The 13471-nt window shown below is 69.9% G+C and carries 6 protein-coding genes; 4 read left to right on the top strand and 2 right to left on the bottom strand.

The window, feature by feature from the left end; all coding sequences use genetic code 11:
- Positions 1 to 14: 14 nt before the first annotated feature.
- A complete protein-coding gene (locus ABDB74_RS15460; RefSeq protein ID WP_346619650.1) occupies positions 15 to 1544 on the top strand; it encodes an alpha/beta fold hydrolase in 1530 nt (509 codons plus the stop codon).
- Positions 1545 to 1752: 208 nt separating this feature from the next.
- Here ABDB74_RS15460 and ABDB74_RS15455 read toward each other — a convergent pair whose 3' ends face one another.
- Both ABDB74_RS15455 and ABDB74_RS15450 read right to left on the bottom strand, forming a co-directional pair.
- Positions 1753 to 2316 carry a hypothetical protein gene (locus tag ABDB74_RS15455; protein ID WP_346619649.1) on the bottom strand — a complete coding sequence of 188 codons (564 nt, stop codon included), beginning with the start codon at positions 2314 to 2316 and terminating at the stop codon, positions 1753 to 1755.
- Positions 2317 to 2685: 369 nt separating this feature from the next.
- Positions 2686 to 3984 carry a hypothetical protein gene (locus ABDB74_RS15450; protein ID WP_346619648.1) on the bottom strand — a complete coding sequence of 433 codons (1299 nt, stop codon included), beginning with the start codon at positions 3982 to 3984 and terminating at the stop codon, positions 2686 to 2688.
- Positions 3985 to 4495: 511 nt separating this feature from the next.
- Here ABDB74_RS15450 and ABDB74_RS15445 point away from each other — a divergent pair.
- From ABDB74_RS15445 to ABDB74_RS15435, 3 genes are read left to right on the top strand one after another with little or no spacing between them, the layout of a single operon-like run.
- The gene (locus tag ABDB74_RS15445) at positions 4496 to 7717 is read left to right on the top strand and encodes a helicase-related protein (protein WP_346623899.1); all 3222 of its coding nucleotides are present in this window, start codon (positions 4496 to 4498) and stop codon (positions 7715 to 7717) included.
- Entirely contained in the window at positions 7714 to 10491 is a 2778-nt protein-coding gene (locus tag ABDB74_RS15440; RefSeq protein WP_346619647.1) for a hypothetical protein, read from the top strand. The genes ABDB74_RS15445 and ABDB74_RS15440 overlap by 4 nt, the downstream gene beginning before the upstream one ends.
- A complete protein-coding gene (locus ABDB74_RS15435; protein ID WP_346619646.1) occupies positions 10488 to 13415 on the top strand; it encodes a DUF499 domain-containing protein in 2928 nt (975 codons plus the stop codon). Before ABDB74_RS15440 ends, ABDB74_RS15435 begins: the two co-directional genes overlap by 4 nt.
- The last annotated feature ends 56 nt before the right edge of the window (positions 13416 to 13471 follow it).

Raw genomic sequence — 13471 nt, 5'->3', positions numbered from 1 at the left:
GCCGCCGGTGGGCGGTGCTGGTCACCGCGGCGCTCAGCGCCATGCTGGTCCTCACCGGTTCCGCCGGGCTGGCCACGGCCGCGCCAGGCTCGGCGTGCTTGGACCCACGCACGCCGACGCCGGCAGCACCACAGGTCTCCGATGCCCGGCCGGTCGTGCTCGTGCACGGCTGGACGGGGAAGCCGTTGACCGAGCTGGCCGGCCGCATCGAAGGACGCCTCGACGGGCACATCGCCACCTACCTGTTCGACTACGGCAAGTACTCCTCTTACTGGGCGAACAACGGGCACATCGCCGCCTGCCTCGCTGAGTTCGTCCGCGCGGTGTCGCAGGTCTCCGGTGGTCAGCGAGTGATCGTTGTGGCGCACTCGATGGGCGGCATCGCCACCCGATACGCGTTCATGAGCCGATACGCCTCGCCGCCGTTGACCGCCGCGCATGTGGGGGCCGTGGTCACCCTCGCCACACCGTGGACCGGATCACCGTTCGGCGGGACCAACTGGGCGAAGGCGAAGGAGGCGTTCTTGTCCGGCGGGGCGGACTTACCCAACATCTTCACCGGCACTGGTGACGGCGGCTTCTGTCTCGGTGTTCACCTCGAGACCCAGAAGCTGGCCGACGGGGACGAGGGCGGCTGCGGCTCCGTGCCCGCGTACTTCCCCGCCGGAGTACAGCTGACCTCCATAGCCGGGGACGTCACTGTCGAGCGCACCGCGTTCGGGCACACCTTGTACACGCTGCCGCTCGGCGGTGACGGCATCGTCGATCGGTCCTCCGCGCAGGGATACCTGTTCAGCGGCCCTGACCGCCGCCCGCCAGCAGGCCAGACCGACCTCACCAATGGCATCACGCCCTGCCGGGTGACAACCGACACCTGGTACCAGCTGGGCCTGGGGGCACTGGTTGTGCCCTGGCTGGACAACGCTGGCCTGGACGACGTGGGCACCGGAACGATCTCGCCAACCGGCGTGGCTCCCTACCTGCTGGCCACCGTCGCGGCCAGCTGCGGCCATGTGAAGATCGTCGAGCATGGCCCGGCCTTGGACGAGGTGGTCGCAGCCGTCCGCGTCGCGGACACCCGCCTAGACGCCGGGTACACCGGCCCGTCGACCCTGTCGCTGACCGGATTCGCGGGCAAGTTCGACTGGGGCGACACCCGCGCGGTCGCCGAGGCCGCACTTGGGCAGCAGTTCACCACCGTCGACATGGGCGGCGGATGCCTGCAGGCGACCCTGCCGGGGTTGCCGGCGGTCACCTTCGGCATCCTGGGCGGCGAGGTCACCGTCGGCGCGGCGCTGGGCGGTAGCGCCTCTGGGCCCACCCCGGCCACAGACACTGGCCTTCGACTGGGTGATCCGGTGACCCGGCTGCTGGCCGACTACCCGGCGGTGGCCGCGGACGCCGACCCCATCGACGCGATGACCACCCGCTTCACCGAGATCCGCGATGGCATGCAGGCCCAGTTCTTCAGTTCCGACGGCCAGACCGTCGACGCTATGCAGTTCGGCCGGTCGGGATCGGTCGGCGAGGCCCCCTGCGTCTGATTGACGGCTGCCGGCCGCACGAGCCGACCGCAACCACGGGCCAGGGCGATCATCCTCGGACGGCCCGGCAGCCGGCCGAGGTTCGGGTCAACTCGGCAAGACCCGTGCAGGTCTCCCAAAGCCGGTGAGCCACTGCGCGGAGCGCTGCCGGGCAGCGGCGTATCGCTCATCCCGGCCGCGCCCCCACCACGGTGGTGACCGGTATCGGCTACGTCGACGGCGGGCAGGCGACCCCGGCCGGCTCGGAGTGAAAGATGCGCGGCACACTGCCGCTGAGCTCGGGGCGGTCCAGGTTGCAGGTCGGTCCCGCACCGTCGATCTGCACGTCTCGCGGAACGCCATCGACGATCGCGACCACGAACGCCGGCGCGGCGAGGTCGGCCATGATCGCCGGCACGTCCTGCTCAGGAACGCTATGGAAGCTGGTTCGATCAGTGATCTTGTTGGCCAGCGAGAAGTAGCAGTGTTCACCGGCGGTCGGCGCCTCGAGTGTGACTTGCGTGGTGTATCCCAGCCCGTAGGCGTAGGTGCAGAACGGGCCGTCGGCGCGGTACAGCGCCCCCACCCCGAATCCGACGCCGGGTCCGGGTGCGTTGCGTCCCGGGGTGGTGTTGGAGACGTTGACCGTTTCGGTGCCGTTCCAAATGATCTCGGCCTCGCCAGGCGGTGAGTTCTCGATGCTGGTCGCCGGCTCGAGCATGTCCAAGTCGAGCCGGACGTCGTAGGTGTAGCCGGCGGCGTCCTCGATCGCGAAGGTGTTGTGGTAGCTCACCGCACCGGTTGCTGCCGGGGTCGGTGACGGCTCCTGTGCCGCCGGTGGCGAGGGCTCCGCCGAGCTCGACTCGGCTGGCGCAGCAGCCTCCGGCTCGGCCGGCTCTGAACCTTCTCCGCCGCAGGCCACGAGGACGGAGGCGATCGAGGCTACCACGGCCGACCGGAGGGTTCGGGTCATGTCAACGCCCATCTGAGTGTCGGTGCCGAGTTGGCAATCAGGGACGATCGAGGGTTCTACCGGGTTTCCCGGTCGAGGATTCGGTGCCGAAGACAGCCGCGGCCGCGGGGCACGTCTTCCGGGTCGACGGACGAGCCGGCGAACCGGAGGCACTAGTGGCACCTCGGAAAGACTCCAACGCGTGCAACGTCAGCCGACGGCGAAGGAGTCGACCAGCTGCAGCTGGGTGCCGTCGTAGCGCAGAGTCCCGGCGAAGAGCAACGGATTGCCGCCGGCGCCGTCGTATCCGGCCCATGTGACCGCCACATCGGAACCGTCAGCCGTCAGACCGGATACGTCGGCGTGCTCGAAGCCGGCGGTGTGCGGGCCGAGGTCGACCGCGCCGAGGAACTCCGGGCCTGGGCCGTAGAGCAGCAAGTGCATCGGCCACGACACTCCACCGGCGCTGCACTCGGCAACCACAACAGCATCCGTGCGCCCGTCTCCGGTGACATCGGCCAGCAGCGGCCCCGGCACGCCTCCAGCCGGCTGCAGCACCAGAGAGACGAACCCGGCCGACGGGTCGTCCACCGGCAGTCTGCCGTTGGCCAGCTGTCCGGGCTCGTGATCGCACAGACTCGGAACCTCGGCGATGGCCAGCTGCGCGATGTCCACCTCTGCGATGTTCGCTCCGACCGCGGCGCTACCGTCCAGCTCACCGGTGGTGCCCGATCCTGCAGGGCCGCCGCCGTCGACGAGCGCGTCGAGGGTGGCGCGATCGACTGTCGTGAACATCCAAGCGCAGCCGGGCTTATCCCGCGCCTCGCGGTAGAAGGCCAACGACCCAGGACTCGCGATGACCTCCTCGGTCAATCCGTTCCCGGGGGCGGCGCCGTCGACGATGACCTCTTTGGCCGCGATGATCTGCAGGAGCGGCAGCGCCACCCCCAAGAAGCCGATGGCCTGCCCGGTGAGCCGGAACCCGTAGTCGGGAGCGGCCGGATCAAGGGAGCGGATGGTTGCGCTGATCTGGCGGGCGAGCTGCTCGGCGTCTGCCAACAGCCCAGCGGTCCGCTGGGCTAGCTCATCCCCACCTTCGAAATCTGGGGACGTGCCGTCCACGGAGTCCCGGAGCGTCGACAACACCGTGGTCACCTCGTCGGAGAACGTCTGCAGGGCCACCGCGTCCGCCGGGTCCACATGCTCCACATTGGAGAGATCCATACCCTCCATGCGTTCGGTGGTGGCGGTCAGTTCACCCAGCCCGGCGCACAGCACTGTGACGTAGTCACCGGCACCGGCGTCAGCCATGGGGGACTGCGCGTGGCCCTGCTCATCGTCCGCCGGGACCGCTGGCGAAGTGACCACCGAAGACTCCGTGCTTGGTCCCGCAGCTTCGTCCTCCCGCGTTGCCGGCGCGGTGTCCTGGCAGCCGGAGATCAGTAGCGCGACGACCATGCCTACACCGAGCGAGGTTTTACGTTCGGCCGCGGCGCGGCTGGGCCGCACGTCCCCTGCTCGGCGCGGTGGCCGTCGGAGATGCTGCGCAATCGGCACCAGGAACCCCCGCGAGCTGAAGGGCCGGCCCGGCGCCAGCCTTCGGGCGCCACCATTCGGGGCCAGAACAGCGGCCGTCAATAACTTCATCCCCGACCGCCTAGCGGGGTGCGAGTCGGGACGGAACGTTAGAGGCTCGGCACGGGTGGTAGCTGGGTGTCCATCCGCTCGCTGCCGGAGCCCCTACCGCGCGCGTCGGAGCTGGTCTGGAGTCCGGCCCACCAGATAGGTGAGCGATGCTCCCGACGGTGGTGGTGCCCGGTGGATGCGCCCCACCAGGGCCTGGCACCGGTGGGGTCGGCGCGACCTGTGAGGCGCCGCGGCTGACGCGCGGTCCCCGATCGGATGCCCTGAGTGCTGCGTCCCCTACCGTCGACACGCTGCCCCCAGCAGGATCGGTGCGGCGGCGTCCGGCGAACGGCACGGTACCGCCGGTGACTACGGGGAGGAACCTGTGACGAGCATGCCCAGCGCGCTGCCCGAGGCGGGTGCGCAGGTGACCGTCGACGGTGAGCTCGTCACGGTAATCGCGGCAACGCCCACCCCGTCCGGGGCAGAGCTGATCTTCACCCGCAGCGACGGGTCGCTGGACCGGGCGTCGTTGGACGCCGCCGACCTGGCCCGCGCGCACGTGCCGATCAACGACGCCGGCGGGCATCCCGAGCGGGCGCTGACCGGTCTGTGGGGCCGGTGGATGCAGCACGCCGTGCCGCGGATCCGGTCTGCGGTGCTGGCCACCCGGCCGCTGAAGCCCTTCGCCCATCAGGACGAGGCCGTCTTCACCCACATGCTGGCCCAGCCCCGGCTGCGGTTCCTGCTGGCCGACGAACCGGGCACAGGCAAGACGATCATGACCGGCATGTACCTCGCCGAGGGCACTCGGCGCGGCCTCATCCCCGGGCGGACGGTCATCGTCGTGCCCGCGCACCTGGTCGAGAAGTGGCGGCGGGACCTGCGCCGCTACTTCGCCATCGAGGCCGACCGGCTCACCCCGGAACTGGCTCGCGATCCGAAGGAGCTCGACCCGCGGGTCAGCGTGTGGGTGGTGTCGGTGGACCTGTTTACCTACAACAATGACGTCCGCCGCAAGGTCGCCGGCGCCCGCGCCTCCTGGTCGCTGGCGGTGTTCGACGAGGCGCACCGGCTCACCCCGACCTCGCAGTACCTCACCGCCGCGCGTGAGCTGTCGGTGCGCACCCACCACCTCCTGCTGCTGACCGCCACACCGCACCGGGGGAAGGAACACTTCTTCCGCGGGCTGCTGAACCTGCTGGACCCGACGCTGTACCCCTGGGATCCACGGCAGACCGAGTACGACACCGCGCTGCGGCCGAGCACCCTGTCATTCCTGCGGCGGATGAAGGAGGAGCTCAAGGACCTCGAGGGCCGGCCGCTGTTCCCGCCGCGCTACGCCGAGACCATCGAGATTGACCTCACCGGGCCGGAGGAGGCCGCGTATGTCGCGGTCATGGACTACGTCGACAGCTTCTACGGCGAGAACGCCACCCTGGCCCGGTCCATCTACGGCAAGCGCGCCGCGTCCTCCATCGTCGCGGCCGCCTCCACCATCCGCCGCCGGGAGGCGGCGCTGCGTGGTCCGGCCAGCGGCCGCACCGACGCCCCGGTCCCCGAGGAGTTCGTCGACGGCACCGGCGGCGACTGGCAGTTCGAGGTCGCCGACGACGACGCCTGGCAGCGCGCCGAGGAGACGGTCGTCGGTGCCCGCAGCAAGGACAAGGGCAAGGAACTCGAGCGGATCACCGGGGTCCTGGACACCCTGGAGAAGGCCGCCGTCGCATCGCCGACGAAGTGGGACCGCGCCTGCGAGCTGATGGAGCGGCACGGCATCCGACCCGGCGAGGGCCAGCTGCTGGTATTCACCGAGTTCGCCGACACCGCCCGCTGGCTGACCGGCATGTTCGCCGACGCTGGGTTCACCGTCGACACCCTCGAGGGCGCCGTCGGCCACCGGGAACGCGACCAGCTGCAGCAGCGGTTCCTCGACAACCAGTTCCAGGTGCTCGTCAGCACCGACGCCGGCGGTGAGGGCATCGACCTGCAGTCCGCTCACGTGATGCTCGACTGGGACATCCCCTGGTCACTGGTCCGCCTCGAGCAGCGCATGGGCCGACTGCACCGCATCGGCCAGAAGAACCCGGTGCACATCTACCATCTGGTCGCCCCAGCCACCCGCGAAGGGCGGGTCCAGGAGGTCATGCTGTCCAACCTTGAGGCGGCCGGGCAGTCGCTGGGTGGACGGATCTTCGATCTGCTCGACGCCACCGCTGCCCGCGCCGGCTTCGACTACGGCCGCGCCCTGGTCGAGGCCCAGCGCGGCGGCGGAGCGACGCACGTGCCGGTGCCCGGCGCGCAGGAACTCCTCGACGTCGCCCGCGAGCTCGTCGCCGACGAGGACCGGCTGCACACCCCGGCCAACACCGCCGAGGCGATGGCCCGGTTCCGCGCCGACCGGTTAGAGGCGATCAACCCGGTCATCGTCGACGCATTCGTCGACCAGCTGGCCCGCGCCCGCACCTGGGCGCTGGGCCCGGGGCCGGCCAAGGGCATCCGGGAGGTCACCGCGCCGGTGCCCCTGCCGCCCGCGCTCGGCGGTGGCCTTGAGCGACTGGTGGCCGCCGACGGCGCCTCGGTGCGGCAGGCGATCAACGATGGCGCCCAGGGGCTCGACGACGTCGTCGTGCTCGGGCCGACCGAGGAGCCGTTCGCCGAGCTGGTCGACCTGGCCCTGGCCGAGGGCGCGACCGAGCTCATCCGCGGCACCCAGCTGGTCGACACCGCCGCGCTGACCGGCTACACGCTGCTGCTCTACGACGCTGACGTTGAGGCGCACGACGGTGTCCGCCGACACCGCCGCAAGGCGCCGCTACTGGTCCGATTCTCCGGCGCAGGCGCGTTCGAGATCGCGTGGGAGTCGCTGATGACGCTGCGCCCGGACACCACCGGGACGCCGGCGTCGCCGACCCTGCCGCCAGCGATGCGCACCGAGGGCATGGCGCAGGCGCAGGTCGCACTGACCCGTGAGGTCGAGCGCGTCCGCACCGAGCGCACCGCCTGGGTGGTGAAGGCCCGCGAGCAACTGGACCAGGTCGAGTACCGCTACCTCGACGAGCTCGACGAACTGCCCGCCGACGTCCGCCGCGAGCGACGCGAAGCCTTCGCCGCGCTCAAGGCCGACCGCCTGCGGCAGCTGGAGGACATCGGCAAGGTCACCAGCACCGCGCCGCGGCTGATCGGCTGGGCGCAGGTAGCCGCCGGCGCCCGCAGCACCGAGCTCGGCTACGACCCCGACAGTGAGACGGTCGCCATCGCGACCGTGCTGGAGGAGCTCGAGCGGCTGGGCTACGTCGTCGACGACCGGCAGACGGCCGGTGTCGGGTACGACCTGTTCGCCCGCCACAAGCACACCGGCGAGCAGCGGCTGGTGGAGGTCAAGGGCTTCCAGGCCGACCTGGCGCCGGTCTGGCTGGAGCAGCACGAGTGGGCCCAGGCGCAGCAGCGGGGCGAGGACTACTGGCTGTACGTGGTGACGAACTGCGCCACCGCGCCGACGGTCGTCCTCCGCGCGCAGGATCCGGCCGGGCAGCTGGTCGCCGGGCCGCGTCGAATCGAACGGTTCCAGATCAAGGTCACCGACCTGAAGCGACTGATGAAGGGCGAACAGTGAGTATCGACGAACTCGCGCGGACGACTGACACAACGAGCGACGTCGGCACTGTCCCCGGCATGCAGGAGCGCCTGATCGACCACTGGTTTCCAGTCGCCGCCGTTGATGATGCGGTCCGGTCCCCGGCCGGATCTGGTCTCGCGGAGAAGGCGCTGTTCACGTGGTTCGCGTCCCGACCTACCGCCCAGGCCCGTGCCGCCGTGCTCACAACACTTCTGCCGAGCAGCCAGGCGGTGCAAGAGGACGTTGTCTCCGCGCTTGCCGGATCCGCAGACGCCCTGCGGCGGCTCCAGACCGTGATCGCCAGCGAGTTCGGCGGTAAGCCTCCGGTCGTCCTGGACCTGTTCTCCGGACGCGGAATCATCCCGTTGGAGGCGACCCGTTGTGGCGCCCGGGCTGTCGGAACCGACCTCAGCCCTGTCGCAACTCTGGGCGGGCGCCTTCTTGCGGACTACCCGTTCCGCGACTGGTCCGGTGAGCCCGACTTGCCCTTTGGCGATCGTGGCGACGAAGGGTTATTCAGCTCCGACGAGCCCAAGCTGTTGCGTGATGTCCGTAGCGTGCTCGCCGAGGTCGGTCGGCGGACCGCGGCGGCCGTCGAGCCGCTTTTCCCTCGGAATGCCGACGGGCGTTTTCCCTGGGCCTACCTGTGGGCGGTGACGATTCCTTGTGATCAGTGCCGTCGGACTTTTCCCCTTCTCGGCTCTCTCGTGTTGCGGCACCCGTACACGCGAACTGAGGATCCGGGGCAGGCGCTCCGACTCGTCGTCGACGGCGAGTCATGGTCGACCGAGGTGATGGAGGGGCAGCCCGATCAGCAGCCGCCGTTGGCGGCTGTGCCGGGGCGCAAGGGGAAGACGGCGCGCTGCCCGTTCTGTCAGCACACCCACTCCCTCGACGTGATCAAGGCCAAGGGCAACAACGGACAGTTCGGCGACGCGCTGGTAGCCGTCGCTGATGGGGACGACACCCCGAGGAAGACGTTCCGGGCACCCCGCGCGGACGAGCTGCGGGCGATCAACACCGCGGACCCGTCCGCGCTGCCGCGGACCGGAGCGTTCTCCGCAGTTCCCGACGAGGCGATCCCGCCCAACAACGTCAACACGGTGGAAGCCCTCAGTTATGGCTACCGCCGCTTCGGCGACCTCATGAATCCGCGCCAGCAGGTGTACTTCGCGAGTCTCGTCAGCAGCATCCGAGCAGTGCACGAGGACCTGGTTGCCGCTGGTCTGTCACAGGCCTACAGCGTCGCCCTGACCTCGTACGCCGCTGCCAACCTGCAGCGCCGGTTGCGGCGGGCGACCCGAGGCAGTCGTCTCAACAAGCATGGCAAGCCCACCGGTGCGGAGCAGAACCGGGTCGACACGCACGACATCTTCGCCGGCGAGGCGCAGCTCCGCTTCAGCCTCGACTACCTGGAGGCAGGGCCCGGGGAGGGGCCAGGCACCTGGAGCAGTGTCGCCAAGTCGGGTCTGAACGCGCTCGGGAAAATCCTGGCTACCCAGCCCACACCCACGCCGGGCACGTTCCGCCGCGCCTCCGCGGTCGCCCTCCCGTTCCGGGACGGCAGCGTGAACGCCGTGATCACCGATCCGCCGTACTACGACATGATCCCGTACGCCGACGCGTCCGACCTGTTCCACGTGTGGTTCGTCCGCGCCCTTCATGACGTACACCCGGACCTTTTCGGAGTGGGCGGCCTTCAGGACAAGACCGACGAGATCGTCGTCAAGGGCAAGGACCGACGAGATGGCGGTGAACACCGCACTGTCGAGTTTTACGAGCGCATGCTGAGCCGCGCCTTCGCCGAAGCGAAGCGGGTCCTCCGGCCGGACGGTCACCTCGTGGTTGTGTTCGGGCACTCCGACCCCGACGCCTGGCTGCGGCTGCTCGGCGCGCTGCGCGACGCCGGCTTCGTCGTCACGAGCTCGTGGCCCTCTCGCAGCGAACGGGCAGTGACCGGCGTCGCAAGCATCAAGGTGACCGTGACGATCGGCTGTCGGGTTGCCGCGGTGCAGCGGCCGGTCGCCACCGCCGCCCAGGTGGACCGCGAGGTGACTACCGCGGTCAAGGCAGCCGTGCGGGAGTGGGACGCCGACGGCCTGGCGCTGACGGACCAGTTGATGGCCGCCTACGGTCCGGCCATGGAGGTCTACGGCCGGTACAGCAGCGTGCTGTTGCCGACTGGGGATCAGGCTGGCCTAGAGCGCTACCTCACTCTCGCCCGCACCGCGGTTCGCGACGCAACCGCACTCAAGCTCGACCAGTTGCCGCTGGAGACGTTCGATGCCCCGACCCGCTTCGCTGTGTTCTGGCAGCGGCTCTACGGCCGCACGGACGTCCCGAAGGGTGAGGCGCGGTTCCTCGCCCAGGCCGACAATCTCCGCCTGGAGGACCTGCGGGGGGCGCTGCTGACCGAGAGCAAGAGCGGCTTCAAGCTGCGGCTGGACGCTCCTGCAGCGGTTAGTGAGCGGTCCTCGAACTTCGAGGTCGCCCGCGCCATGGCGAAGGCCTGGGACGACGGTGGCACTGAGGCGGTCGCCGGTGTCATGGCCACCGCGGACCGACAGGCCAATGACGCACACCTGTGGGCCATCGTCGCCGAGATCGTCCGGCAGCTGCCGGCCAGCGATCCGGTCGCCAGGGCCCTTACGGCGGTTCAGCGCAACGCCGGAACCATCGGAACCATGATCGAGTACGCGGCCGCTACGGCCGTGGCAGACGCGGACGCGCGGGCACAGCTCACGATGTCCTTCGGGGAGGACCAGGCGTGACCATCAACGGCACCGCCCAGCACTGGGCGGACATTCTTGAGCTGCGGCCCGAGGTCCGCGCCTCCGACGGGTCGGTCGGCGAGCTGCAGATGAGCCTGCACAAGGCCGTCTACCAGACGGTCGACGTGCCCTACCGCAAGGTCGAGTACTACGGCGACATTACTGAACCCACCCCCAACCTCGTGGGCTTCTTCGCCCGGGTCGCCCGTCGGCTGGGCACCACCGCTGACGCACCCGCGCTGTTCCACCTCGACCAGGGGATGGGTGGCGGTAAGAGCCACGCTCTGGTCGGGCTCCACCACATGGCCGCCAGTCCCGAAGCGTTCTTCGCCACCGACCTCGGCCAGCAGGTGTACGCCGACGCGGCCCGCGGCACCGGCGAGGTTGACCTCACCGGCGCGGTCACCGTCACGCTCACCGCGGACTACTTCAGCCCTGGGGCCACCAACGAGGTGTTCGGCCCGGCGACCAACCTGTTTGAGCGGTTTATCTGGGCGCTCGTCGGCGGCGACATGGACCGCTACAAGCGGTACGTCGCCGCCGGCGCCAACAAGGGGACACTCCAGCAGGCCCTCACCGAGACCGGCCGGCCAGTGCTTATCTTGCTCGACGAGCTCATGGACTACGTCATGGCGCTCGCCGACGCCGCCCACATCGCCACCATGCCCAGCGAAAAGGCATTCCTCAACGCCCTGATGGACGCCTGCGACGACGTCCCGCGCGTCGCGTTCGTCGTCGTGATGATCCGGTCGGAACTCGACGAGCGCGGCTACTCGCCGGCGGCCGTCGACTTCCGCGACTACGTCGGCGCCCGACTTGTCCGAAACGGCCAGACCGTCGCCGTCACCGAGGCGCAGGACTTCTCCGCGATCATCCGCCGACGGTTGTTCGAGCTCCCCGACACAGAGCTGCCCCTGCGGGATCTCACCCGTCGGTACACCGCGGCGGCCGACGACGCCTGGAAGAACCAGGTACTGGACAAGCTCGGCGCCAACCGCAGCCTGCCCGGATTCGAGGAAAGGGTGACGTCCAGCTACCCGTTCCACCCGGAGCTGATGCGCCTGGTCCGCGAGGAGTGGTCCCAGGTCGCCGGCTTTCAGCGGGTCCGCTCGACCGTGGCCATTTTCGCCCGCACCACGCTGCACTGGGTCACCGAGCACAAGGCCGACCGCTGGGCACCTCCGCTGATCGGCGTCGGCGACATCCCGCTCACCGTCGCACTCGAGCAGCTGCTTTCCTCCGGCCTGCTGCTCGGCAACGACCGCGCCATCCAGGGCTACCGGGCCGTGGCCAACACCGACATCACCAGCACCGACGGGCAGAGCGGCCGCGCGGTGAACGTCGATGAGGTGCTGCGCCGCGCCGGCGTCACCGTCGGCCAACCGGCACCCGCGGTCCGGATGGCCACCGCGTTGCTGTGCTACTCCATCGTGAGCCGCGCGCAGGCCCGCCGCGGCGCAACCAAGGCAGAGCTGATGCTCGCCATCTTCGGGCCCGCAGGCTCCCAGGCGCCCTACCCGGCGGCCGAGGAGGTCTTCAACAAGCTCACCGGCGACGAAGGCCTTGGCGCGCTCGAGACGACCACCCCCACCAACGCGCCGGCCCGCTTCCACCTGTCGATCAAGCAGACGCTGCGCATGTACTTCACCGCGGCGATGGCCGTCGTGCCCGCGGAGGCGCGCGGTGAACTGGTGTGGGAGCAGGCGCAGAAGCTGGCGTCCAAGGGCGTCTTCGACAACCTCGTGCCGGTCGACAAGCCCAGCGGCGAGGAGCCGCTGGAGAAGACCTTCGACGCCGTTGACAGCAACGAGACGCGGCTGGTGCTGCTCGACCCGCGCCGCTGGACGCTGCTCAACGGCAAGGATTCCGCGAGCCGGGAGGACATCACCGCCCTCCTCGGCCTCGGAGACAAGGCAATGCGCGTGGACAACGCCGCCAGCTGCGTCGTCGCCTGCGTCAACACCCAACGCCGGGACGTCACATTCAAGCGCGCCGCGGAGGTGTTGGCCTGGCGCGAGGTGATCAAGCAGCTGACCACGGACACCGAGGACGAACTGAAGGACGCCACCGCCAAACACGACGAGGCGCTGAAGAAGCTCCGCCGCGACATCGAGCGGGCTTACCAGCACTACGCCTACCTGGTGCGCGCCGGTGAGCTGCACGTCGAGTACAAGCGGTTCGACGAGGACAGCCGCACCTCGCTCAACGGTGGTCACGTCTGGACTGCTCTGGTCGCTGCCGGTCGCGCGATCCAGCCGGCCGGGCTGGGCGCCGAGTACCTGGCGGCGCTGCTCGACGACTTCGACCGGGCACTCACCCCGCGCGAGATCGTGCAGGCCTTCTACAAGAACCCGGCGTTCCCCCTGCTCACGTCCACCGACGAGATCCGCCGCGTGCTCTACGCGCTCATCACCGGCGATTGGGAGCTCGTCGACGCCGACGGCAACCGCCTGGCCGTAGCCAGCCCGGCGCAGTTGTCCATCAACTCCATCAACCAGACGCTGCGCCGCCGTCAGCGCGACCCGGCACCCCCAGTTCCCCCGCCGGGCGGCAGCGACCAGCCCGGCGGTGGCGACCAGCCCGGTGGCGACGGCGAGCAGCCGCAGCTGCCCGGTGGCGGTGGGCAGCAGCCTGGTGGCGATGGGCCGACGCCGCCTTCTCCTCCGCCCGCCCCCGGGCCAGCGGTCTACAAGCGGTACCAGGTGCAGCTCACCAACAAGAGCATCACCAGTGGCGACGCCAGGGAGCAGGCGTGGCAGCTGCTCCAGGAGCTGCGCAAGGTCATCGACCCGGCCACCCAGGCCGACCACCAGCTGCTTACCCTCAACCTGACTCTCGTCACCGCCGAGGGGCAGCAGGGCGCGATTGAGGCCAAGGCGCAGGCGCTCGGCGCGCAGGTCACCGTGGAGGACGACGACTTCTGACGGACAGACCTCCGCTGCAGCACGGCCAACTCCCTTTCGGGGGCCGGCCGTGCTGC

Source organism: Blastococcus sp. HT6-4 (assembly GCF_039679125.1).
GTDB lineage: Bacteria > Actinomycetota > Actinomycetes > Mycobacteriales > Geodermatophilaceae > Blastococcus > Blastococcus montanus.
This window is presented reverse-complemented; position numbering and strand designations above follow the sequence as displayed.